Origin of the sequence: Haloarcula salinisoli (assembly GCF_019599405.1) — an archaeon.
GTDB lineage: Archaea > Halobacteriota > Halobacteria > Halobacteriales > Haloarculaceae > Haloarcula > Haloarcula salinisoli.
On record NZ_RKLQ01000005.1, the window covers coordinates 17,701 to 41,248 of the forward strand.

General features: G+C 57.0%; 26 protein-coding genes and 1 pseudogene. 11 read left to right on the plus strand and 16 right to left on the minus strand.

Annotation, left to right across the window (positions count from 1 at the left end):
- Positions 1–258: 258 nt before the first annotated feature.
- The 8 genes and pseudogenes from EGD98_RS18350 (at position 259) to EGD98_RS18385 (ending at position 5,341) form a co-directional block, all read left to right on the plus strand.
- Complete coding sequence (locus EGD98_RS18350) at positions 259–1,653, plus strand: permease (RefSeq protein ID WP_220589832.1); 1,395 nt, start codon at positions 259–261, stop codon at positions 1,651–1,653.
- Positions 1,654–1,778: 125 nt separating this feature from the next.
- Positions 1,779–2,374 (plus strand): annotated as a pseudogene (locus tag EGD98_RS18355) (helix-turn-helix transcriptional regulator).
- A gap of 168 nt (positions 2,375–2,542) precedes the next feature.
- Positions 2,543–2,863: a hypothetical protein gene (locus EGD98_RS18360; RefSeq protein ID WP_004594618.1), complete on the plus strand. Its 321-nt coding sequence runs from the start codon at positions 2,543–2,545 to the stop codon at positions 2,861–2,863.
- Positions 2,864–2,920: 57 nt separating this feature from the next.
- Entirely contained in the window at positions 2,921–3,274 is a 354-nt protein-coding gene (locus EGD98_RS18365) for an SHOCT domain-containing protein (RefSeq protein WP_004594617.1), read from the plus strand.
- A 95-nt stretch (positions 3,275–3,369) separates the two neighbouring features.
- Positions 3,370–3,786: a DUF302 domain-containing protein gene (locus EGD98_RS18370; RefSeq protein ID WP_004594616.1), complete on the plus strand. Its 417-nt coding sequence runs from the start codon at positions 3,370–3,372 to the stop codon at positions 3,784–3,786.
- A 3-nt stretch (positions 3,787–3,789) separates the two neighbouring features.
- Complete coding sequence (locus EGD98_RS18375; RefSeq protein ID WP_004594615.1) at positions 3,790–4,143, plus strand: SHOCT domain-containing protein; 354 nt, start codon at positions 3,790–3,792, stop codon at positions 4,141–4,143.
- Positions 4,144–4,266: 123 nt separating this feature from the next.
- Positions 4,267–4,575, plus strand: coding sequence for a thioredoxin family protein (locus EGD98_RS18380; protein ID WP_004594614.1), 309 nt, complete (start codon positions 4,267–4,269; stop codon positions 4,573–4,575).
- A 19-nt stretch (positions 4,576–4,594) separates the two neighbouring features.
- On the plus strand, positions 4,595–5,341 hold the full coding sequence (locus EGD98_RS18385) for a plastocyanin/azurin family copper-binding protein (protein WP_004594613.1): 747 nt from the start codon (positions 4,595–4,597) through the stop codon (positions 5,339–5,341).
- Between the two features lie 284 nt (positions 5,342–5,625).
- Here the strand turns inward: EGD98_RS18385 and EGD98_RS18390 are convergent, their stop codons facing one another.
- From EGD98_RS18390 to EGD98_RS18430, 9 genes are all read right to left on the minus strand, one after another.
- Positions 5,626–6,378: an ABC transporter permease gene (locus tag EGD98_RS18390; RefSeq protein WP_220589833.1), complete on the minus strand. Its 753-nt coding sequence runs from the start codon at positions 6,376–6,378 to the stop codon at positions 5,626–5,628.
- Entirely contained in the window at positions 6,375–6,977 is a 603-nt protein-coding gene (locus EGD98_RS18395) for an ABC transporter permease (protein ID WP_220589834.1), read from the minus strand. Before EGD98_RS18395 ends, EGD98_RS18390 begins: the two co-directional genes overlap by 4 nt.
- A gap of 131 nt (positions 6,978–7,108) precedes the next feature.
- Positions 7,109–7,837 carry an ABC transporter ATP-binding protein gene (locus EGD98_RS18400; RefSeq protein WP_236039624.1) on the minus strand — a complete coding sequence of 243 codons (729 nt, stop codon included), beginning with the start codon at positions 7,835–7,837 and terminating at the stop codon, positions 7,109–7,111.
- 240 nt (positions 7,838–8,077) lie between these two features.
- A complete protein-coding gene (locus EGD98_RS18405) occupies positions 8,078–8,716 on the minus strand; it encodes a MaoC/PaaZ C-terminal domain-containing protein (RefSeq protein ID WP_268899193.1) in 639 nt (212 codons plus the stop codon).
- 12 nt (positions 8,717–8,728) lie between these two features.
- Positions 8,729–9,322 (minus strand): AsnC family transcriptional regulator, encoded by a 594-nt coding sequence (locus tag EGD98_RS18410; protein ID WP_220589836.1) that lies wholly within the window; start codon positions 9,320–9,322, stop codon positions 8,729–8,731.
- A gap of 82 nt (positions 9,323–9,404) precedes the next feature.
- Positions 9,405–9,545 carry a YHS domain-containing protein gene (locus EGD98_RS18415; RefSeq protein ID WP_123538915.1) on the minus strand — a complete coding sequence of 47 codons (141 nt, stop codon included), beginning with the start codon at positions 9,543–9,545 and terminating at the stop codon, positions 9,405–9,407.
- A 349-nt stretch (positions 9,546–9,894) separates the two neighbouring features.
- The gene (locus tag EGD98_RS18420) at positions 9,895–10,776 is read right to left on the minus strand and encodes a class I SAM-dependent methyltransferase (RefSeq protein WP_220589837.1); all 882 of its coding nucleotides are present in this window, start codon (positions 10,774–10,776) and stop codon (positions 9,895–9,897) included.
- Between the two features lie 7 nt (positions 10,777–10,783).
- Positions 10,784–11,155 (minus strand): hypothetical protein, encoded by a 372-nt coding sequence (locus EGD98_RS18425; RefSeq protein ID WP_135306274.1) that lies wholly within the window; start codon positions 11,153–11,155, stop codon positions 10,784–10,786.
- Positions 11,156–11,207: 52 nt separating this feature from the next.
- Positions 11,208–11,702, minus strand: coding sequence for a DUF411 domain-containing protein (locus EGD98_RS18430; protein ID WP_004594605.1), 495 nt, complete (start codon positions 11,700–11,702; stop codon positions 11,208–11,210).
- Positions 11,703–12,158: 456 nt separating this feature from the next.
- Between EGD98_RS18430 and EGD98_RS18435 the strand changes: the two genes are divergently transcribed.
- Positions 12,159–13,157: a universal stress protein gene (locus tag EGD98_RS18435; protein WP_004594604.1), complete on the plus strand. Its 999-nt coding sequence runs from the start codon at positions 12,159–12,161 to the stop codon at positions 13,155–13,157.
- A 264-nt stretch (positions 13,158–13,421) separates the two neighbouring features.
- Here the strand turns inward: EGD98_RS18435 and EGD98_RS18440 are convergent, their stop codons facing one another.
- The 7 genes from EGD98_RS18440 to EGD98_RS18470 all read right to left on the minus strand — a co-directional run bounded on the left by EGD98_RS18440 (position 13,422) and on the right by EGD98_RS18470 (position 20,309).
- On the minus strand, positions 13,422–13,709 hold the full coding sequence (locus EGD98_RS18440) for a hypothetical protein (protein WP_004594603.1): 288 nt from the start codon (positions 13,707–13,709) through the stop codon (positions 13,422–13,424).
- A 6-nt stretch (positions 13,710–13,715) separates the two neighbouring features.
- Positions 13,716–14,249, minus strand: coding sequence for a DoxX family protein (locus EGD98_RS18445; RefSeq protein ID WP_004594602.1), 534 nt, complete (start codon positions 14,247–14,249; stop codon positions 13,716–13,718).
- 324 nt (positions 14,250–14,573) lie between these two features.
- Entirely contained in the window at positions 14,574–15,710 is a 1,137-nt protein-coding gene (locus EGD98_RS18450; RefSeq protein ID WP_231741202.1) for an NAD(P)/FAD-dependent oxidoreductase, read from the minus strand.
- Positions 15,711–15,777: 67 nt separating this feature from the next.
- On the minus strand, positions 15,778–16,779 hold the full coding sequence (locus EGD98_RS18455) for a DUF63 family protein (protein ID WP_220589838.1): 1,002 nt from the start codon (positions 16,777–16,779) through the stop codon (positions 15,778–15,780).
- Entirely contained in the window at positions 16,776–17,000 is a 225-nt protein-coding gene (locus EGD98_RS18460) for a DUF7123 family protein (RefSeq protein ID WP_220589839.1), read from the minus strand. Before EGD98_RS18460 ends, EGD98_RS18455 begins: the two co-directional genes overlap by 4 nt.
- A gap of 17 nt (positions 17,001–17,017) precedes the next feature.
- Positions 17,018–19,624, minus strand: a complete 2,607-nt coding sequence (locus tag EGD98_RS18465) for a heavy metal translocating P-type ATPase (RefSeq protein ID WP_220589840.1) — start codon at positions 19,622–19,624, stop codon at positions 17,018–17,020.
- 94 nt (positions 19,625–19,718) lie between these two features.
- On the minus strand, positions 19,719–20,309 hold the full coding sequence (locus EGD98_RS18470; protein WP_049986206.1) for an AsnC family transcriptional regulator: 591 nt from the start codon (positions 20,307–20,309) through the stop codon (positions 19,719–19,721).
- Between the two features lie 134 nt (positions 20,310–20,443).
- Between EGD98_RS18470 and EGD98_RS18475 the strand changes: the two genes are divergently transcribed.
- Together EGD98_RS18475 and acnA are read left to right on the plus strand one after the other, a co-directional pair.
- Complete coding sequence (locus tag EGD98_RS18475; RefSeq protein ID WP_049938510.1) at positions 20,444–20,641, plus strand: heavy-metal-associated domain-containing protein; 198 nt, start codon at positions 20,444–20,446, stop codon at positions 20,639–20,641.
- Between the two features lie 71 nt (positions 20,642–20,712).
- Positions 20,713–23,496 (plus strand): aconitate hydratase AcnA, encoded by a 2,784-nt coding sequence (acnA, locus tag EGD98_RS18480; protein WP_220589841.1) that lies wholly within the window; start codon positions 20,713–20,715, stop codon positions 23,494–23,496.
- The last annotated feature ends 52 nt before the right edge of the window (positions 23,497–23,548 follow it).

Genomic DNA, 23,548 nt, shown 5'->3' on the forward strand with positions numbered 1-23,548 from the left:
CAGGTGGTGTTCCCCTCATTTGGGATATCATCGGTCTCTACTGGTCCCATTAGCCTCTAATACGTCGGCGTGATTTAATCAGATTCCCCTTTTGAATCTGAAGTCGGATTCCGTGGAGCTTGTGGAGGTTTGCAATGTTTTCCCCTCTTCACGATAGATCATCTATGGCCGACGGTTACGATGCCATAGTACTGATACCCTCATAGGCAGTATATTCTAATCAAAACCGCAATAGATGATCCCTACAATGATACACCTATGCAGGCGACGATAATCGACGGAGTTCTTGAATCCCTTCGTATCGGTGTCGGATTTCTCTGGACGGCGGCGTGGGCGATCATCATGGGCCTCACGATTACGAGTCTGGTCCAGGTCTACGTCTCGAAGGAGCGGATGGCACAGGTGCTGGGTGAGGGCGATCTAACTGGACTTACCAAGGCGACTGTGTTCGGAGCAGCAAGCAGTGGCTGTAGCTTCGGCGCCGTCGCCATCGGGAAGGGCCTGTTCAAGAAGGGGGCGCACGCGGTGAACTTCCTCGCGTTCATGTTCGCGTCGACGAACCTCATCGTCGAACTAGGGCTGATGATTCTCATCCTGCTTGGCTGGGAGTTCCTCGTCGCGGAACTGCTCGGCGGCCTGATTCTCATCGCCGTCATGGCCGCCATCGTCCACCTTACGCTTCCCGAAAACCTGTTTAACGAAGTCCGCGAGAAGCTCAACGAGCGCGACCGCCAGGCGGGCGTCACGGAAGATCCCACCTGCGGGATGGAGGGGAAAGACGAGTACACGCTCACGACCGACGGCGGTGAGACGCTCAAATTCTGCTCGGAGGGCTGTATGGAGACCTATCGCCAGGAGACGTCGAGTAGCGGCGGGTGGCGTGACGAGTTGCTGTCGTGGGGTGGCTGGTACAAGGTCGGGAATCAGTACCGCAAGGAGTGGTCGATGATCTGGAAAGACATCGTCGCCGGCTTCCTTATTTCTGGGTTCGTCATCGTCTTCGTCCCGCAGTGGGTGTGGAACACGCTGTTCATTCAGGGCGACGGCCTGCTCGTGACTGCCGAGAACGCCGTCATGGGCGTCATCATCGCCGTCCTCAGTTTCGTCGGCAGTATGGGCAACGTCCCGTTCGCCGTCGCGCTGTGGGGCGGTGGCGTCAGCTTCGCCGGGATCATCGCGTTCGTCTACGCCGACCTCATCACCGTGCCCGTGCTGAACGTCTACCGGAAGTACTACGGCTGGAAGATCATGCTGTACATCCTTGGCGTCTTCTTCGTGACGATGGCGTTCACTGGCTTCCTCATGGAGTTGCTGTTCGACGCCCTCGGCATCGTACCAGATCTGGCCGGTGGCGAGACGGCGACCGAACAGACGTACTTCGAGCTCAACTACACGTTCTACCTCAATATTATCGCCTTCGCGCTCTCCGGGTTCCTCCTGTATGTCTACCGACGTGGAATCGGCGCACCAGGTCAGTATCGTGATCCGGTGTGTGGCATGCGGACCGACGATGAGGGGCCGAGTGCGTCCAATGATGGGATGACGTACTATTTTTGCTCAAAGAAATGCAAGCGTACGTTCGAAGAAGAACCAACGGAATTTACTAATCAAAGCCCGCAAATATCGAGCCACGATCACGATCATGACCACTGATGATCGCACTGTGGTTCATCCGCTGTGATGGGGTTCATCATCACAGTTTCAATCCGCAATTGTCACACCTACTGCGCTCAAATAGACGGTATGAATAGTCAAATCCCGCAACTCGGGGCTGTCATATGAATCGCCGTCGAGCAGATACTGTCGTCGGTGTGCTTCTCGGGTTCGTTCTCCTGGCCGGCGGGGTACTCAGTGCGGGCCTATCAACAGCGTCGGGCTATCGAGCAATCGATGGGGTCAATGATGGGTTCATCTATGGGAACGATGCACGGCCCAGACCCCCTCTGGTACGTGGTTGGAACCCTGCTGGTTGCTGGCGTTATCGGTGGCGTCTATTACGTGGTCCGGGGAGAACTCACCGATCCAGAAGTGGCCGACACAACGGCGCCTGTCGATCCTGCACAGACATCGGCGGCAACAGCTACGTCGATGGATGATGACGCTGCACCGGCGACGTCTATCAATCCTGAATCGGACCCCCAAGCACGCGTTCTCGATCTCTTACCGGATGATGAACGACGCGTCCTCGAACCCGTCCTGAACTCCCCCGGAATCACGCAGATTGAACTTCGGGATCGATCTGAGTTCTCGAAGAGTAAAGTAAGCCAGACCGTGAGTTCACTCGAGGAGAGGTCTGCTGTATCGGGAACGACAGGGTCGGACCTATCGTGTGTATCCGAGTGATGACCTTCGGCAGCAACAACCGGGAAAATAGTCGCTATCTATCGGGCGCTCTCCCTCTCGAATTCCGTAGGTATGAACGGTCTCCCTCGAGCAAAACGGTTAGAAGATGTTATAGACGTTCTCGAACGTTCTCCTGTATGGATTCACACCCATGTCGATAACTCCCGAGCAGGCCTACGAGTAACCGAGGAGAGAGACAATGACCAACTTCAAACTCGGCCGGTGGCTGCTCGTGGCGCTCGCGATTGTCGGACTCGCGTTCGCCGCACCGGCAGTCAGCGCACACGACAACGCAACGACCGCTGACGACGCGCCTACGGACAATGCCACCGCAGATGAATGGGCCACTTGGATGGAGGCACAGATGACCGAACACATGGGCCCGGGTAGCGTCGAGTGGATGGAGTCGCACATGGGTGTGACCGTCGACGAGATGGCCCAGGACATGGCTGACGGGGAATACCACGACGGGGCTGACGACGGCTACAACGGCGGGATGTACGGGCAGGGCCACTGCTGACGGCTCTGGCCGTTTCGATCGCTCCAATCGAACACCACAACTCACCAACGCAAGATAATGACGCAACTCACCACTCACATCGGACGCACTGCTCGGCGACTCGCGATCCTCGCCGTCCCGCTGCTAGTTGCGGCGACTGGACCGGCTGTTGCCCACGGTAGTGGGAGCTACGGCGGCGGCATGATGGGGGGCGGCTGGGGCCTCTTCGGTGGAGCGATGGGGCTCTGGGGGTTCCTCTGGATGGGGCTCCTCATCGCCGTTCCGCTCTACATTGTCTATGCGCTCCTCAATCGAGGCTCCGGTGGGAACGAAGAGCAGTCGCTGTCGGTTCTCCGTGAGCGCTACGCCCGCGGAGAGCTCTCGGATGACGAATTCGATCGGCGGCGAGAACAGCTCGAACGCACCGGATGACTGGAGCAGCTGCTGTTCCAGCCGATACATCATATTCCCAACGGCCGCCGTTGCGGCACCCAACCGTTAACCCCGTAGACGGGGTATGATACTTCATGGAATACACAATACAGACTTCAGTCACCGGTGAGTTCGACGACGTCGTCGACACGACGATTGCGGCGCTCAAAGACGAAGGATTCGGCGTCCTCTGTGACATCGACGTCCAAGCGACGCTCGAGGAGAAACTCGGCGAGGAGTTTCGACAGTACTGCATCCTCGGTGCGTGCAACCCGGGGCTGGCACACGAGGGCCTGAACGAAGAGATCGAACTCGGCGCACTCCTCCCGTGTAACGTCATTGTCTACGAAACCGACGGCGGCGAGGTCATGGTGAGTGCCGTCGACCCACAACAGCTCGTCGGCATCGCCGACAACGAGGCACTCGACTCGATCGCGAACGAGGTCCACGACCGGTTCGAACGCGTTCTCGCCAGCGTCGCGGACGAACTCGAATCATCGACCGAGATCTGAACCATGACATCATCAAACCAACTCGACACCACAACCATCGTCCTCCTCATCCTCGGGGCGATCATCGTCCTCCCCTTGCTCACGATGGGGATGGGATTCGGCGGGATGATGGGATACGGTGGAATGATGGGTGGATACGGGACGACCAGCGGCTGGTGGCCACTCGTCGGGATGCTCGTCCAGCTGGTCTTCCTCCTCCTCCTGCTCGGTGGCGGATATCTCGTCTTCCGTCGCGTGACGGCATCGCAGTCGTCGCGGAATCCCGCAATGGAGGAGCTGCGTATGGCATACGCCCGCGGAGATCTCACCGAGGAAGAGTTCGAGGCGCGTCGGAACAAGCTCGAACGCTCGGAGTGACGGTCCGACCACCAACCTCCGGCGTTACTCACGTCCGGCCCCTTGGAATCCGAAATCTGTGACCCTCACAGCTTTCGGATGTGAATAGAAGTGTGCTAAAAGCATAAGACCATACTAGCTACTATGACGGAAGTTATCCTGTTCACACAGGAGACTTGTGGAGCGTGCGCAACGCAGCGAGAGAAAAACGAGGGTATCGAAGATGCGTATCCGGATGTCGAGTTCCGGGAGGTCGACATCCAGACCGATCTGGAGACGGCCGAGGAGTACGGTGTCCGAAAGACGCCAACGACGCTCGTGTATGCAAACGGGGAACAGACGGCCGAGTTCATCGGCATCGTCGACCGGGACGAATTGGAGGCTGCCATCGAGAGCGCCGGCCAGCAATCGCCCGGACTCACGAACCGGCTCGCCAGCATCATCCGTGGATAACAGAAGCCAACCAGCTACAATGACAGACTACAGTAGACGCCAGTTCCTGGGAGCGCTCGGTGCTGGCACAGTCGCGAGTGCGGGATTCACCCAACCAGTCGCCGCACAGGAGACGCCCGTCGTGAAGATGGGCAACAACTACTTCGACCCGATCGGGCTCCACGTCGAACCTGGCACGACCGTCCGCTTCGAGATAGCAGCCGGAGCTCACTCGGCGACGGCCTATCCGGACCGCGTTCCCGCCGACGCCACCGCCTTCGACAGCGGGACCATCTCGCAGGGGAGCTTCGAGCACACGTTCGAGGTGCCCGGAACGTACGACTACTACTGCATCCCTCACAAGACGGTCGGCATGGTCGGTCGCATCGTCGTTGGTAGCCCTGGCGGTCCAGCTGAAGACAGCCCGATCCCGGACGGCGAGGTCCCAGACAGCGAAACGATCGTCCAGAACGGCGCCGTTGCCGTCGGCTCGGACGTCGACGGCAGTGGGAGTACCGATGGCGGAATGATGGGTCCAGGGATGATGCACGGCCGGAACGGTGGATGGTTCGGTGGGCTGCCGTTCGTCGGCGGGGCACTCGGGATGCTGGGGCTGGTCGGCGGCTTCCTCTACTGGGCAATGGGTCGAGGCGATGCACCTCCAGAGAGTGACGATTCCGCTATGGAAACCCTCCAACGTCGTTACGCACGAGGCGAGATCGACGAAGAAGAGTTCCAGAAGCGTCGTGAACGGTTGGAGACTGGGAGTGAAGACCCATCTCGGTAAGGCGCGGTGTCGTCGCCATTTCTACACGCCTGAGGTCCCTCGCTCAGGAGTCCTTCGAAGACCTGTTCCTACGCCGCGGCACTTCTCCGCGGAACGTAAGCCGCACTCATCGGTGCCCAGAGAACGAGGGACACAGCAGCAACCAGAGTCCACCGAACCGTTTGCCCGATCAGACGGTCGTAGTGAAATCCGAGTCAAACTATCCAATTGAGCGAAGCTGGATATAGTGCTGTTTGGGTCTTCTCCCCTACAGTTACCGGAGTAAGTAGTCTACTGGCCTGATCTTACTTCTCCTGTGTAATTCGGTAGTAGACGCCGATTGTGAGGACAGCTACGAGGAGGAGGTATCCAGTAGCCCACACCAATGAGAGAGTCGTATCTACGTCCGTTGTGAGTCCGGTATCGACCATCACACGGACGGGCCAATAGCCGGGGAGTAGTTTCATCCACCATTCGGGCTCGGACTGGATGAACAGCGGATCCTGGAAGAGTCCGATATCGAGCATCGGGAGAATCAGCATTAGCCACATCCCGGCTAGGCGGTCGAAAACGGCCCCGACGAGCATCCCGATGAGACCATACGTGACCGAGACGACGAGCATCGCTGCGACGAACCACCAGAGATGCTCAGGCTGGAAATCGACGAGCATCACGCCGACTGAGACGCCGGTGACGATGAGAGTGATTGCTGCGAGGACCCCAAACCGGGCAGTGATTACCTGTCGTGCACGATAGCCGGCGACTGCCAGACGCCCATCCGTGTCTTTGGCTTCTCGCATCAGGAACAACCCAGCGAGTCCCGCGATGAGGGCGCTCGTAATCGGCGTCATAATCACGCCGTGGACCTCAGGCATCCCCCGCATCACCGTTACCGTCTCACCGTCGACGAGCGTCCGAACCGGCATCTCGACATCTTGGGTGACTGCGAACGCCAACGTGATGAACGAAACCGGTAAGACGACCAGTAGAGCGACGAGGACGTAGTTTCGCGCCTGTTCTTTGATGCCGATTGTGAACGCCGTTGTCGTACGGTTCATGCCGACCACCCACCATTGGTGCGCATCGTTATCCCGAACACTGCGGTGACGAGTACAAGCAGGACTAGCAGGTATCCGGCGACGAAGCCGAGATCACCCGTCGTATATGTGCCTTGGAACATCGCCTCCTGAAGGAGTTCCTTTGGATGATAGAGCGGGAAGTACTCCACGAACTCGGGAACGTCGGCGGTCAGCGGACTGTCGCCACTGAGGAACGCATCCATCATCGCAAGGAACACCACGACGAGCGAGCCTTCGAACAGTCGTGGAAGGAGCGCCCCGACGAGTGCGCCAAGAAACGCATAGACGAGGCCGGCAAGTACGAGGAATACGAACGTCAGGACAGGGGCTTCCGGTGAAATCGTCAGCCAGAGAACGCCGTAGTTTACGGCAGCCACGACGACGGTCACACCTCCGAGCGTCGCTAATCGAGTCGCAAGCAGTGTTCGGGGTGGATAGCCTGTCTGAACGAGTCGCCGATCGGCTGCACGCGCACTAATCATCTGCGCGAGTCCCATCAGGCCGGCAATGATGGCGACCCCGAATATCGCTCCGAGGAGGCGACCTAGCTCGATCGGAATCGCCTCGACCGTCGGCATACTTGGTAACCCAGCCATTGCTTGTCCCCAGCCTTCGATAACGACAACCGGAAGGAGGAGTGCCAGGACAACATTCAGGGGGGTTCTGAGGAAGGTGGAGACGTTCGTCCGGATCCCCGTCCAAACCCTATTCATCGGTCTCTTCCCCCCCGTTCACTGGCCGTTGCATCAGTCTCGCCTTCCTGGTCAGTCACGTCGTAGACCTGTCCATCACGTACCTCGTAGATGCGGTCGAGACGACTTTGCTCTTCGATCAGGTGTGAAATCATCGTGACAGCTGTTCCGTCGGCAGCGAGTTCCTCAGCGAGATCCCAGAACGTTAGATACGTTTCCCAGTCAAATCCGGTGTAAGGCTCGTCCAGCATGAGGACGTCGGGGTCGTGCATCAGGGCGATACTCAGATTGATTTTCTGCCGGTTTCCACCGCTGAGTTGGTCGATTCGGTAGTCAAGGTACTGCTCGAAATCGAGTTTCGACGCCAAGTGGTGTTTGGCCTCGTCGATTTCTTCGGCGGTCATTCCGTATCCGGAACCGAACAATCGGAACGTCTCTCCGACCGTCAAGCGGTCGTAAAGCAGTGGTTCCTGCGGACACCAGCCAACGGTTCCCGTCCGTTCGACTGTTCCGCCATCCTGTTCGAGGACACCGACGAGGATGTTCATGAGCGTGGATTTTCCCGACCCGTTTGCGCCGACGATGCCGACGATTTCCCCCGTCCGAATTTCGAGATCTGCACCGGTCAAGACGGTCACAGATCGTGTGAATGGGAGTCTTGACCCGTACGTTTTTTCGATTCCCTCAGCACGAACGAGTATCTCACTACTGTTCCCTTCTGGCGTAGTAGCTGTGGATGATCCCATAGTCAGCTACATGTACACGCTCCTAATTCACTGCGATTACTCTTTCAAATCCAAAACAACACTGTCAACGCGACCCTGAATAGTAGTATTTCCTCCGCACTATCCTGTGATGGCCGAGTTTTCGGACTTATCGAATCGAATACCCCTTCTGATTAGATGGGCCTCCGAGTTGGTCTACAACAGATGTCATACGACGGTCTCGGGAATCTCGCCGTGGTCAACACGACAGCCCTACCGGATTCAGTCCGGTAGGGGATCGATCAGAACGGTGGCTGCCCCATCGAGAACGAGGCTTCCACTATCATCTTCGATCTGTGTTGTGAGTTTGTATCGGTCGTTATCGAGAACGTCGGTGATATCACATCGGGCCGTCAGGGTGTCATCAATGCTGACTGGTCGGCGGAATTCCAAATTCTGGGAAATATAGATCGTGACTCCGGGAAAGCACGCGAGTGCAGCACTTATCATTCCCGAGACGAGCGTTCCATGAGCGATGCGGTGGCCAAACCGGGTCTTTTCAGCGAATGCCTCGTTGAGATGGACCGCGTTTGTATCTCCGGTCGCCTCTGCAAATTTCCTAACATCCTCGTCTGTGATCGTCTTCGAGAAGCGAACACTATCTCCCGTGCTAAGTGAAGATGGGTCGGTTATCGAGAGATCGAACTCTCCAGTGGCTCGACCGTATGGCACTCGGGGGAGCGTCATTCCTCCCGATTCAACGAGATGCGGATGTGGCGTTTCGGTATACTTCTCAGGTACTTCCTCGAACACTGCTCGACAGTCTTCCGAGCAGAAGTGATACACTTTGTCGTCGTGTTCGATAGTCGGGTCGGCAGTTTCTTGTGAGACTTCCATCCCACAGACGGGGTCAACAGGCATTGATCTGTAGTTCTACTTTTCTTGGGGATTCTCGTGCTCTCCTTTGAACGCGGTCTCGCAGTCTTTGCAACAGAACTGCTGGAGTGATCCACCAACGCGGGTAGCTAGTCCGTCTTCGCTGATAGTGATTCCACAGTGTGCGCACGTAAGTACGGATTCAGTACCGTTGGCATAGGCTGAACAGGTGGCACTTGACAGCAGTTGCACGTCGTATCGTCGCACGTCACTCAGTGGTAGACTGTGCTGCACCCAGTTTCCGACCGTAGTCCGCGGCGGTGTCGCAACAACCACGACCTCGCCCTCAGCAGTTGTGAATACGTGTTCTACGTATGGGGCCTTGAGGATCGATTCTCGAAGTGAATCTGTCTTCCCAAGTTCAGACCGGAGCCGCACCATGACGTGTATCCGGTTTTCGTACTGTGTGAGGTCGAGATCAACGGTGAATCGACGAATGACATCATCTTGCTCCAGCTGACGGACGCGTGCTGAAACGGACGGGGCTGAAAGATTTACTGCCTCAGCAATAGTGCTGTATGGTCGTCTCGCGTTCTCCGCTAAAAGACGGAGGATTTCGCGATCCGTGTCGTCAAGTTCTGGTTGGGTCATCGAAAGGCGGAATGGGGGTGAGGGGATCGGGTGAATGGGGGTGGGTGTGGGGGAGCTACGACGCAGGTGTGGGGTGTGACGGTTAGACGTAATCCTCCGGTGTCGAGGTGAACGTCTCCTTGCAGCCCTCGGCACAGAAGTAGTACGTCTGACCGTCGTACTCAGTTGTGGCCGCCGGATCACTTTCATCGACGTCCATTCCACAGACTGGATCAGTTGCCATTCGGTTTCACCCCACATCAATGGTACGAGGGCCTGAACCAAGCAATTTGTTCTTAGCAATCCAAAGTCGGGATACATAGCGATTTGAGCCGTGCTGCACGGTTTGGCTTTTCTGACTCCACAATCAACGGTTAGTACCTCACAATCCCGAACTATCGTTCGAGTATACCAACGGATTCCTATCTGTGTCCTATATAAATACTGGAGTCTGAACCAATTCTAAACCTATGGGTCACGATCCACCACACGACAATCACGAGGAGTGAAGACCCCACAGGTCCATCCAAATTCGTGGATGCTCAAGCGTCGACGTGACGATCCGATTCTTTCTTGCGCCGTGCAAGTAGCAGTCAAGTAGTCTCTAGTTCCGCAACGAAGATAACGTGTCGCAGGAACGGCAGCGCGTGGTGAGCCTTCCGTACCTGCTCAGTAATCGCTAGGGGATCGAGATCATACGCTCCTAACAGTCGTTCAATGAGAGCCCGGAGCGGGCTCGTGAGTAGCTGGAGGTACAGCGTCGTCCACTTTCGGAAGCGTCCGACGCTGTGTTTCGTGATATCTTCGACCGCTTTGAGCTCAAAGCTTGTCTCGTCGAGAGCAGCTTTGTATCCTTCAACAGTACCCAAGGACGGCATATCCCACGCATCCGCAAATGAATCGACCAATCTCCGTTCCGTTTCAGTCACGTCTGACTGCATCACGAGATCGGAGACTACGAGAACCGCCTCGGGTTCGAGGGTATCTGCGACTGTAGCGAAAACGCGATTCCGCTCGGAGAGGTATACGAGCGCGTCGATGGCTGTACACGCGGTAAACGAGTCCCTGGTAAACGGGAGTTGTGTCGCGTCACCGATGATGAACTCGGAATCGAGGTGCTTACCCCGTGCGTTCTCGGTTGCCATCTGGATGTTGTACGGAACGAGGTCGACACCAGTGACGTTGAAGCCGAACTGATAGGCGAGGTGGAGGGCTGGACCCCCCCGACCGCAGCCGACATCGAGGAGGCGCACTCCGTCGGTTGTGGGTAGATGCGACGCGACCCTTGAGCCGACTTCCGTGACGAGGCGACGTTGACTCGAACCGGCTATATGTGGCTGGTACCACTCCGAGTAGCCGAGATTGAGGAACTCGTCAGTATCGAACAGGAGGTCGAACGCCCGCCAGATATCGGCTCGCTCGCCGCGGTAAGAAAACTGGTCGGTGATTCGGTGGCGGAGAGTACTCTGATCCATCGGCCACCTACTCGAGTTCGGAAACCTCCGAATAGCAGTACTCGGATTCGTCGCAGTACGCGAGGTCGGCACACCCGCGAGGACGCTGGTAGTCGATTCCCTTGTGCCGCCGGAGATACGTCACGTAGCCGTCGTCCACGCGGTCTAGGATGTCATGACAAATCCACTTCTCCCCGAACCAAGTGGCGCCCAGATTTCGGTACGGACACAGGAAGATCGTCCGTTCGACCGAATCGATCTGTGGCGTCTCGACGATCCGGACACCGACAAGACGATACGCGATACGAAGACGGGTGACGACCGAGTCCGGCGTATTCGCGCCAAGGAAAAGTACGTACGCGAACACATACCCGAGGCCATGGAGGAGTCGTCGAATCATCGTTCAGGCTGTCGACTGCCGTCCCAAAGTATCTTGACCAGATGTTCTCTGTTCAGATCTCGGTGTACACGTCACCTGTCTTTCCGCCGCCGAGTTTGTAGACGGTGAATGTGTCGGACTTCGTCCCGCCCATCCCCGGCGATCCAGCCGGCATCCCGGGCAACGCGATGCCGTCAATCGCCGGCTCTTCCTCGAGCATCGTCGCGATAACCTCGGCAGGAACATGTCCTTCGACGACGTACTCGTCGAGGACGAGTGTGTGACAGCTCTGTAGATCCGATGGAATACCGTGTTGGCGCTTGAGATCCGTCACGTCCTCGGTTTCGGTTTCCCCGAGCGTCGTGTCGAGCTGTTCCCGCAGGTACGACGCATATTTTCCACAACAGCTACAGCCTGGTGAACTGTATTGTTGGGCGTTCGTCACCGCTAGCGTTCCCTCGATATCCCACTCATCCCCACTCGATGACCCCAAACAACCGGCGGTTCCGAGTGCGACTGTCGTCGCACCGACCCGTAGTAGTTCGCGACGAGTTACGGCCCGTTCCATATGCTCGTCACTTGGCTCGGAAGTATTCAATTGTACGTCGACCTTTCCTGTGTATTGAGAACGGATTCAAGCACGACGGGGAAGGTGACTTTCAGTTCTGAGGAGGAAACCCCAAAGGTCAGAGTCCCGTATTCGTCTCTATGTGGCGACCCTCATCGGTCGAGGGTGCTGCCGTGACGGTTTTCCGTCAACGAGCATATCGGCCTTAAATTGCGCCCAACATGACCCAGAGCATGACTCGTCGCACCGACTCCGACACTTCACTCCTCGAAACTGTGGGAAATACGCTCTCGTCGAACTGATGCGACTCCAAACGACGTCTCCACTCTTTTCGAAATAGACGTGCTATAGCGAGTTACTTGCGATAAAAGCCTCAAGTCACCACCCCAGAGACTGTTCTCCCGGTTTCGATTCTTAACAGAAAGCACGGTAAATCGTCGTTACGTATAGATATGTATGAACTCCCCCAGCCATCTAGAAGTTCGAGAAGGTGCGGACATCAACCTGTACAACCAGATCCTCATTCCACTCTACGGAGCTGATATAAGGGACTCAGTGGTCCAATATGGCCTATCACTTGCAGAAACGTATGATGCGGCTCTCCACGTGTTATATATTCAAGATGAGGAACGCACGGAGGTGGAATCCGATCAAGTCACTAAACAAGAGGAATGGGACGCAGCAGCGGTAATTGAACCCGTGGTGGATCAGGCCCACTCGCTCGGACTCAATGTGATACCAGCAGTGGATAGTGGGCACTCTCCAGGTGTTATTCGGGAATACGCTGAGGAGAATGATATCGATTTGCTTGTCCACCAGAAACCTACACAGACTAGATTAGCACGAATTCTCCGGAGAGACGTCTCCAGCCACATCATTCAAAATATCTCTCTTCCTGTCTTGACGATACCTGATATGGATCCCTCTGATCCGGTAGGAGAGTTATCTACTAGTCAGTTCACAGATATTCTCGTGCCTACGGATGGATACGACGAGGCATCTGTGGCCTTCAAACATGGGCTACAAATTGCTAAACGGTATGATGCAACCCTACATGGACTTTTTATCATTTCCGAACAGTCCTATTCGAGTCGGCCTGGATTCACGTGGGAAGAGGTCACTGACTCTTGGGAACAGCGGGGAACTCGGCTCTTGGAGGACATTACGGAGAAGGCAGCGACCTTGGACGTTCCTGTCCGAACTACGTTGAGCTTTGGTCAACCTCAGCAGGAGATTCTCAAATACACTGAGGTGACTGACATCGACCTTGTTACAATGGGGACACGAGGATTGACTGGCATTCGTCGGCTATTACAGGGAAGCGTCGCAGCTCAAGTGATCGAGGAAGCAGATTACCCCGTTCTAACGATTAACCGAAGGACAGCTGAATTGAAAAAACACCCGTACACCTTTCTTCGAAAGACAAACCAGAATCGGAAGTCAAGGCTATATTGAAATATTATTTGTAATATACTAATTTCAGTCTTAAATTCGGAAATTCTAATTGCGTATTAATCCCCGTTTCTTCTACCAAACCAAAGAGTGTTAAGTTCGTTCTGCTGAATAAAGCGCGCGTACTGACCAGAAGGAAAACCAAGAAACGACAGGGCTACTCCTAAAAATCGTGTTTGTCTTCACGTTTAGGTGCATCAGATGGACGTTAGTGCGAGCAACGCGAAAAGTTAACTGGCAAATGGCTCCACGGACTGAGTTGTTGAACTAGTCGTCCATGCCGGATGGGGTTTGGCCCGTAGTCGATCCCGACGGTGCCGACCCTGCGGCAAACTTGTAAACGGCGACGAGTCCCCAAATCACCAAGCCGAGCAGGATGATGCCCGCCCTAATGTCGATGGGGACCACTGCAGCGTGTTCGATTGCTCCCTCGCTATCGACTGGGTGCCCGGCTCCCAGTAGCATGTCGAGCAGGCCGATCACGACGACGCCCAAGACAACCAGGCCACCGCCGACGTACATGGCGATTTGGTCTGCCGTTGATAAGTCACTCATTGGTAGTCACCCGAGGAGTTTCCGTAATCGCGTGTTCTCGAACAGTTCCATCTCACGCAGGCGGTTATCGACTGCCAGGACGCCGCCCGCTCCAAGTGCCACAATGGTTCCGAAGACCATGATCCCAAGGAGTTCACCCGTGACCATACCGTTGGCCCAGCCGCCACCGTAGCCGTTGATGAAGTAGAAGAACAGCATCATGAAGGCACCAAAGAAGGCGGCGGTCCTCGTGAGGACACCGAGTATCAGCCCGAGACCGATGGCGGTTTGCCCAAGCGGTACCGCCACGTTGACGAACGCCAACAGGATGCCGTCGCTGAACGGCGTGACGAAGGGGGCGAGAATCGTGCCCTGAGCGGCTCCGCCGACGAACCAGCTGGCGTCGAAGGGCCACGCCCAGATTTTGTCAAGGCCAGCGTGGAGCATCCACCACCCGGCGGTCAGCCGGAGCAGCAGGATCCAATACGACAACCAGGCTCCCGAGACCGAGAACGACGTCTCGGTTCCGAGAAAATTCGTACGGATGGATTGAGTTGACATGGCATACTTCACCTCACGGCTGATTTTGTCAGATGTAGTAAAAAAGATTGATGGTGTTCGTGATTTCTAAGAGTCGGGGCTCATTTCAGGAACGCGGATATCCGAGGTGAGTTGGATGATTCTCAAGAAGGAATTCGGTCACCCTCAACGCACTGATTGTGTGCTGGGGCATGTAAGCAGGAGCACCGATGAAGCTGAGCCCACCGATTTCTGGATTTCGGAAAATTCTGTTTGAGGGACTGAATTCATCTACTGATCTAATCCTTTGTACTTACCGATCCTCTCAGTAGCTAACAGATTCTGAGAATTTAACTCGAGTGGATATCAATCAATTAACTCCCACTGGTTAGTCATTCCTCCATAGACACGGTTTAAAACTCGTCGTCTCGAGAAAATACGGGCAAATAAAACAGGGTGGCGGAGGAGACGCAGTAGAACTGCACTCGGAGACCGGTCAACGTCTTCAATATCGATCCCGGCAGCGGCACGAATTGCTGCTCCCAGAACCTTGGGATTACGAGTTTCAAGAAAGTATCTCACAACTGTGGCGAAAATGTACTCCGTTTTCATCCTCTGATATAATCTATCAGGATAATTGTGTAATTGGCTTCTGTTAGCCAGCTCTGCGGCCAAGAATCCCGATTCAACGGCCTGTGAGATCCCCTTTCCGGTGAGTCGGTTTGCTATACCTGCAGCATCACCCACTCGTACGACTGAATGCTCCGGTAGATGGGTTCTGTCGGGATCAAGGCTTGGTCCCTCGGGAATGATTGCGACGTTCGTCCGTTCCTGCGACGGGACTGGCCACCCATTCCGCTCACAGGCTTCCCTCAATGCCTTCATATAATCATTAGGCCGGTCACTGACCGTCCAGCCGATACCAACGTTGGCTCGTTGCGATGTCTTCGGGAATGCCCACGAGTACCCTGTATAGTTCTCCAGAATTATCCGGCTGTTCGGGTACAACTCGGTGAAGTCCCCTTCGACATCACTGTTAAGCGCTACCATATATCCTGAATACTCGTTGGTTGTTCCGAGCGCTTTACTAGAGAGTGATGGCTGACCGGTTGCATCAACGACGAGATCATACTCATCGGTGAACTCGTGGAAATCTGTCCGTGTGATAGACTGGTTTTCGTGGATGTCAACACCCTTCTCTGAGAGTTGTTCTGCCCAGGACTGCTCAACGACATTTCGGTCCGTTATATATGTATCCGCAGCAGGAAAGGTGCCGGCTCCAGTGCGGTGGCGATCGGCGTCGATTCCGTCATACACCTCCACTTCCATCGCTGGCAGCGGGTTGAGAAAGCCGTTCTCTACAGTCGGTTCGAGTGGGATCTTCGATACCGCTGTCATCGCTTCTCCGCAATTAACGCCTTTGCTATCGTAGGACTGCCGCTCATATAGTTCGACGACGAATCCAGCGTCGTCGAATCCAGCAGCTGCTGCAAGCCCGGCCATCCCTCCACCTATTACCGCAATTTTGGACGTTCGAGTCATCGGTTTTTGCCAATCTTTGAGGCCATCGTTAAGCTCCCAACAGCATCCGAAGTGACCCACGAACGCCCATCGGGAGTCCGATCGCTCCGATGAAGAACGTCATAAGCCACCACCACGTGTGATTCATCTCCTCTTTCGCATCGGCGAGATACCACACGATGCCGACAGTCACGACGAGTTTCAGCACGAACGTCGATCCGGAGAATCCAGTCGCCTGGTACACGAGATTCGTCACGACCAGCTTTGGGGAGTAGCCGAGGAACGTCACACCGATGAGATTCTGCGCAGCGTCCCACAACTGGCCGAAAACGGCCAGCAGAATTAGCGGGTGTCGAAGGTGGGTGATATTGGCGAAACTCGTGCCCCAGTAGTAGAGTGCGGTTACGCCGAGCGCTATCCCCGTCGTCGCGACAGGAACCCATAGGCGGAGTGGGGTCGATGTCGAGAGGCCGTGCCAAACAGCCCACCAGACGGCCCCGACAGCCCACACCGACCCGACGAGCCCGACTGTTAGCGGGATAGATCCGATATTTTGGTCACGCAAGAGTGCGCCGACGCCGAGCGCGAGGATGGTGACAGCGGTGACGACGATGTAAATCGATGGCGTGATGAACCACACCGCGTAGTCGCCGAGCAGTCCGATATCCTCGAGGGCGCGCATCGCCCCACCTGCGATGATGATCGGAGCGAACCCGTAGGCCAGTCGTGCGTCGAACGTGACGTCGAGTTGGTCGAGATACGCCCGTAGTCCGGGGAGGCTGTATACGACTGCCGCGAGGTAGATTACCGTGTTCACCGCGTTGTAGCCCTGGACAGCACGAATCCCCTCGTGCGTGACTGGTTGACCGGCCGCATCGGCGACGACTGGTCCCCAGAGATACTGCCAGATGAACCGGTCGTAGACCAACGTCGGAAACACGAGGAGGCCCCCACCGATGAGGACGAGCGGGGCCAGCAGGTACAGCGCCCACCACTCGCGTGAGCCGGTCTCCGGAAGGGCAGTCTCGACGCGCCGGGTGACAGTACTCACGACTCGTTCACCTCTAAGCGCCACGTCGTGCTTTTCGAGCGCCCCCACTGTTCGAGTGAAACGATTGTGAGTTCGTCCTGGAGCTGGCTGAGGTACTGCGCGACTGCCTTGGGAGATCCGTCGAGATCGCTGGCAATCTCGCGAGCCCGGAGGTATGTCGGTTCGCTACTGGCTGTCTCGACGAGGTACCTTCGAACCGTGTGCCGGGAAATATTCGACATTGATCTAGAGGTGACGGTTAGCGAAGAAATCCGAAGAGCTTGTAGTCGTGATCGGGGGTGTACCGCCGGAACAGGAGACTGTTCGTCAGCACCGACACCGACGAGAACGCCATTGCTGCTGCAGCGAGCACGGGCTGGAGGAGGCCGAGCGACGCTAACGGAATCATCGCCGTGTTGTAACCGAGCGCCCACACGAGGTTCTGTTTGATCTTCTGGAGTGTCGCGTCTGAGATTCGGATCGCCTTTACCACGTCGAGCGGGTCGTCTCGCATCAGCGTGACGTCTGCAGCTTCGATGGCGACGTCGGTGCCGGAGCCGATTGCTGTCCCGACGTGTGCGACCGCGAGTGCCGGAGCGTCGTTGACGCCGTCACCGACCATCATCGCCTGCCGGCCCTCGTCTTGAATACTGTCGACCGCGTTGGACTTGTCCTCAGGAAGGACTCCTGCGCGGACGTTCTTCGGGTCGATACCCACCTGTTTAGCGACCGCACGGGCAGTTCGCTCGTTGTCGCCCGTAATCATCATCACGTCAACTCCCCGCTCCTGGAGTGCTGTGACAGCCTGCTTGGAGCTTTCCTTCACTGTGTCGGCGTCGGCGACCACACCCACGAGCTCCCCCTCGTAGGCGACCAGCATCGCCGTCTTCCCCTCGTTCTCGAGGCGTTCCATCGTCTCCTCAGCGGGAGAGGGGTCGATCCCGTTGTCCCGCAGCAGCTTGCGGTTGCCGACCAGCACCTCGCTGTCACCAATGACTGCTTTGATCCCGTGGCCCGGAACGTTCTCGAAGTCGTCAGGCTCAGTCACGTCCAGGCCGCGTTCTTCGGCCCCTTCGACGATTGCACGGGCGAGCGGGTGTTCGCTGCCGCTTTCAGCTATCGCCGCCAGTCGAAGCACATCATCCTCTGAGAGGCGCTCACGGGTGCTGAGCTGTCCACCATCTGGGGTCGGCTCGCCACCGTCAGTCACCACATTTCCATCGCTATCAAAGACGACCACGTCGGTGAGTTCCATTTCCCCTTCGGTGAGTGTGCCCGTCTTGTCGAAGACGACTGTATCGACGTCTTTCGCTCGTTCGAGGATGTCACCGCCCTTGAACAGGACGCCGTTCTGGGCACCAATCGTCGTCCCGACCATCGTCGCTGCGGGCGTCGCCAGCCCCAGCGCACAGGGACAGGCGATGAGGATCGAGGACGCGAAGACAATTATCGCGAACTCGAAGACTGAAACGGTCCCACCGACCGGGGCCGGGCCGCCAGCAACCTGACCCCACAGCGGGAGCCAGTCGACGAAGCCAGCGAGAGCCTCGGGGAACAGGAACCAGACGACACCCCAGAGAAGGGCGTTCGCGATGACCGCAGGCACGAAGTACGCGGAGATGCGGTCGGCGAGATTCTGGATGTCGGGCTGGCGCGACTGGGCCTCCTTGACTGTCTGGACGATCTGTTGGAGGGCCGTGTCTTCTCCAACCTTCGTCGCCTCCACGACAAGGACGCCGTTCTCGTTAATCGTCGAGCCGACGACCTCATCGCCCTCCTCTTTCTCGACAGGCACAGATTCGCCAGTGACCATTGACTCGTCGACGGCAGACTGACCGTCGACAACGACACCGTCTGTGGGAATCTTCTCACCTGGACGAATTTTCATCCGGTCACCAGTTGTGACCTCTTCAAGCGGAACTTCTTCTTCACTGCCGTCCTCGTGGACAATGGTCGCCGTTTCGGCTTCCATTTCGAGGAGCTTTCGGAGGGCCTCACCCGCTTGGCCCTTCGACCGAGCTTCGAGATAGTTACCCAACGTGATGAACACGAGGATGAGGGCTGCCGTGTCGAAATAAAGTCCACCTGCAATGAGTTCAGCAAGGACTGCCACAGAGTATAGATAGGCCGTTGTTGAACCGATCGCAATCAGCACGTCCATATTGGCGCGGCCATTCTTCACGATCGCCTTGTACGAGTTCTTATAGAACGGCCAGCCGAGGATCGCCTGTACCGGCGTGGCGAGGAGGAACTCAACCCAGCCAAGTTCCACACCGAAGACGGCTTCAGGGACGATCGCGCCACCGAGCAGATAATTGTCGATGAGGAAGAAGAGCAACGGTGCCGATAACACTGCCCCAAAGAGGGTCAACCTGAGTTGCTTCCGAGTTTCGGCTTGACGGGCGGCATCTCGTGCGTCCTGGCCCGACTCTTCGTCGGCACCATCTTCGCGGACGGGCGAGTAGCCAGCCTCCTCGATAGCATCGTACAGCGCACCAATAGATACTTCCGCAGGATTGTAGGTGACCTGTGCTTCGTCGGTTGCGTAATTGACCTCCGCATTAACGACGCCCGGAATATTTTCAAGAGCGGTTTGGTTGGTCTCGGCGCAGTTGGCACAGGTCATATCGGAGATGGCAATCGTTACCGTCTCAGAGACTGCGCCGTACCCGGCCTCGTCGATCGCGTCGTAGATTTCTTTGAGCGATACCTCTTCAGGGTCGTAGGTGACGGAACCCTCGTCGGTGGCGAAGTTCGCATCCGCCTCCGATACCCCGTCGAGCGATTCGAGAGTGTCCTGGATCGTCGCCGAACAGTTGGCGCAGGACATTCCCGTGATATCAAGATGGATTGTTTGGCTTGTCATGCTTGTTCTACTATACGGGGTCTAGGTTTAGGCGATTTACTGCTTCGAGAGGCGGGGTTTCGACTGCAGGAAAATTTGGATTCCAAAGACAGCGTTACGCTCCCTCTTCGAGTCGCTGATACCGATCGTCGAACCGTGTGAGACAGGACGGACAACAGAAGTGATAGATCTCTCCGTCGATTCTCGTCGTTTCACCTTGATTATCAACGGTATTGTTACATTCAGCACAGGTGAGTGCAAATTCGACGCCATCAACGGACGGCGTCCATTCAAGCTCGTCAATTAGCGTGACGGTGTAATCTGCTACATCGATCTCGTTAAAGAGTCCATCTACCCACTGACGTACGTTCTGGGCTTCAACACGGGCATAGAACCAAAGATCTCCTTCGGAGGTCGTGAAGACGTGTTCAACGCCATCTGACTCTCGAGCCCGCTCGCGGGCGGCCTCCAACGACGCTGAGCCGATTTCGGCCTGAATAAATACCGGTACACCAGCTCGGAGATGAGCCCGGTTGACGTCAATCGTGAAGTTGTTAATGATGCCAGCTTCCTGTAATCGCTTTACCCGGTCAGACACGGCTGGCCCCGACAAGTCGACCTCCTCGCCAATATCGCTGAACGGGCGGCGGGCGTCATCAGCGAGTAACGAGAGGATTTCTAAGTCGGTTTCATCCAAATTGCGCATACGACCGCTTCGTCTCGCAGGATACATTATTGTTGCCCACAACACACCTTCGAAATCGGTGATCTAGGGCTGCGACAACATTGGATTCTAAGCAGAAAACCACATAGAATACTCGCCCCTATCTACGAATGGATATGACTCAGACAATCACCGTCGAAGGAATGACCTGTGAACATTGCGAGCAGACCGTCGAAGAGGCACTCGAAGAAGTTGAGGGGGTTACGTCCGCTACTGCGGATCGTGACTCAGAATCCGCGACGGTCGAGGGGTCCGCTGAACGGGATGAGCTTGTGACTGTGGTCGAAGACGCTGGATACGATGCCTCTGCGTAACAAATCCCGATTCTCGTCGAATCGGATTCGGAGAGGGATTGATACGACTGCCAATCCCAGGTGTAGATACTATGACTGATACACTTCCGTTCGATGCCGTCCGCGAGCTCGACGTCGACGGGACGACGTACAAGATGGCCGATCTTCGAGCACTCGAAGAGCAGGGGCTCTGTGACCTCGACACGCTCCCTGTGAGCATCCGTATTCTGCTTGAGTCGGTGCTCCGGAACGCCGACGGCGAAACTGTTACTGCAGCGGACGTCAAGAATGCTGCTGGCTGGGAGCCAGACGTACCGGACGCAGAGGTTCCGTTCTCTCCATCACGAGTCGTCCTACAGGATCTCACTGGCGTGCCCGCAGTTGTCGACCTGGCGGCCCTTCGATCCGAAGTCGACCGCAAAGATCGGGACCCAACCCTGGTCGAACCAGAAATCCCTATTGATCTTGTAATCGACCACAGCGTCCAGGTCGACTACTTCGACTCCGAGGACGCCTACGAGAAGAACGTCGAACTGGAGTACGAGCGCAACGCCGAACGGTATCGCGCGATCAAGTGGGCGCAGAACGCCTTCGAGAACTTCAACGTCGTCCCGCCGGGGACCGGCATCGTCCACCAGGTGAATCTCGAGCATCTGGGCCGGGTCGTCCACGCCCGCGAGCGAGACGGCGAGAACTGGCTCCTACCGGACACACTCGTCGGTACGGACAGCCACACCCCGATGATCGGTGGCATCGGTGTGGTCGGCTGGGGCGTCGGCGGCATTGAAGCGGAAGCGGCGATGCTCGGTCAGCCGGTCACGATGAAACTCCCCGAGGTCGTCGGCGTCCGCCTCGAAGGCGAATTACCCGAGGGCGCGACAGCGACGGATCTCGTGCTCCACATCACCGAACGGCTCCGCGAGGTCGGCGTCGTCGACCGGTTTGTCGAGTTCTTCGGTCCTGGTGTGGAGAATCTCACAGTCCCCGACCGAGCCACGATCGCCAATATGGCGCCCGAACAGGGCTCGACGATCAGTATGTTCCCGGTCGACGAGCAGACGCTCGAGTATCTCGAACTCACCGGGCGTGACCCCGCCCACATCGACCTTGTTCGCGAGTACCTCGAAGCGCAAGGGCTATTCGGAGAACAGGAACCGGAATACACCGAGGTCGTCGAGTTCGATCTTTCGACTGTTGAGCCGAGTCTCGCCGGACACAAGCGGCCACAGGACCGGATTCCGATGGGGGACGTGAAACAGAGCTTCCGGGGACTTCTCCACGGGGAGTTCGAAGACGACCTCGATGATGTCGACGAAGACGCCCTACAGCGGTGGCTCGGCGAAGGTGGTGCAGCTGGTGCGGAGACCGACGGCGGTGTTCAGGTCGAACCCGAATCGGAACTGCACCCGTTAACCAAACGCGTCGAGGTCGACCTCGACGGTGAGACAGTGGAAATTGGACACGGAGACGTCCTCGTCAGCGCCATCACGAGCTGTACGAACACTTCGAACCCGTCGGTGATGATCGCTGCTGGTCTGCTTGCCCAGAACGCCGTCGAGAAAGGTTTAGATGTCCCGCCGTACGTCAAGACGAGTCTCGCACCCGGCAGTCGCGTCGTCACGCAGTACCTCGAGGAATCGGGCCTGCTTCCGTATCTCGAAGAGCTCGGGTACGCGGTCGTCGGCTACGGCTGTACTACTTGTATCGGGAACGCCGGACCACTTCCCGATCCCATCGAGCAAGCGATCGACGACCACGACCTCTGGACGACGAGCGTCCTCTCCGGGAATCGGAACTTCGAGGCGCGTATTCACCCGAAGATCCGCGCGAACTACCTCGCGAGCCCGCCGCTCGTCGTCGCCTACGGCCTCGCAGGGCGGATGGACGTCGACCTCGAGAACGAGCCGCTAGGCACCGACGAGGAGGGGGGATCGGTGTATCTGGCGGACATCTGGCCCGACGCAGCGGACGTGCAGGCAGCAATCCACGAGAACGTCTCTCCTGGGATGTTCGAGGAGAAGTATGCCTCTGTGTTCGAGGGTGACGAGCGGTGGGCTGCTCTCGACGCGCCCACAGGTGACGTCTACGAGTGGGACGACGACTCGACATACATCCGAGAGCCGCCGTTCTTCCAAGACTTCCCCCTCGAGAAACCCGGCGTCGCCGATATTGAGGATACACGCTGCCTGCTGACACTCGGCGATACCGTTACGACCGACCACATCAGCCCTGCTGGCCCCTTCGGATCTGACCTCCCTGCCGGCCAGTGGCTGCTCGATAACGGCGTTGAGCCGCACGAGTTCAACACCTACGGCGCGCGCCGGGGCAACCACGAGGTGATGATGCGGGGAACGTTCGCCAATGTCCGCATCGAGAACGAGATGCTCGACGATGTCGAGGGTGGCTATACGATCCACCACCCAACCGACGAGCAGACGACCGTGTTCGAAGCCAGCCAGCGCTACCGCGAGGAGGGAGTCCCGCTCGTCGTGATGGCGGGCGAAGAGTTCGGTACCGGCTCCAGCCGGGACTGGGCGGCGAAAGGAACGGACCTACTCGGTGTTCGCGCAACCATCGCCGAGAGTTACGAGCGCATCTACCGCGACAACCTCGTCGGCATGGGTGTGCTCCCCCTGCAGTTCGATGATGGCGACTCGTGGGAATCTCTCGGTCTGGATGGGTCGGAGATCTTCACGATCCACGGCCTCGATGACGGGCTCGACGTGATGGACGAACTGACCGTTATCGCCGAGCGTGCGGACGGGTCGACTGTCGAGTTCCCGGTCACAGCACAGGTCGGCACGCCGGCCGCCGTGACCTATATCGAACACGGCGGCATCCTCCACTACGTCCTTAGACGGCTCCTCACGCGATAATCTCTCTCAACTGACTCTATTTCTGGAAGCACAAGCAACACGAATAACTTTG